This window comes from Citrobacter sp. VF227 (assembly GCF_052950715.1).
Window position 1 is genome coordinate 1 of the sequence record NZ_JBRFVF010000416.1, and the last position, 464, is coordinate 464.

1 pseudogene is annotated in these 464 nt (G+C 69.4%); it reads right to left on the bottom strand.

What is annotated here, in order from left to right:
- Positions 1-79: 79 nt before the first annotated feature.
- A pseudogene (gene clpX / locus ACU8YC_RS27065) lies at positions 80-464 on the bottom strand (ATP-dependent Clp protease ATP-binding subunit ClpX); the annotation flags it as partial.

Genomic DNA, 464 nt, shown 5'->3' on the forward strand with positions numbered 1-464 from the left:
GCGGGGGGGAGCGTTTTCAAGGCGGCCCCCGCAGCGCGCCCGGCCAGAGCCGGGCGCCTCATGCAACCCTACCGAGCGCCTACGCGCTGACGCTGGCGGGCGCGTCCTTGTTGCGGTCGCCGTGGATGTAAAGGGGGCGCGACTTGCCCTCGACCACCTCAGGGCCGATGACCACTTGCTCCACGGACTCGAGGCCCGGCAGGTCGTACATCGTGTCCAGCAGGATCGTCTCCAGGATGGAGCGCAGGCCGCGGGCGCCGGTCTTCCGCTCGACCGCCTTGCGGGCGACGAGCGACAGGGCCTCGTCCTGGAAGGTCAGGTCGACGTTCTCCATCTCGAACAGCCGCTGGTACTGCTTCACCAGGGCGTTCTTCGGCTCCTGCAGGATCTTCTTCAGCGCGGCCTCGTCGAGGTCCTCCAGCGTCGCCAGGACCGGCAGGCGGCCGACGAACTCGGGGATGAGG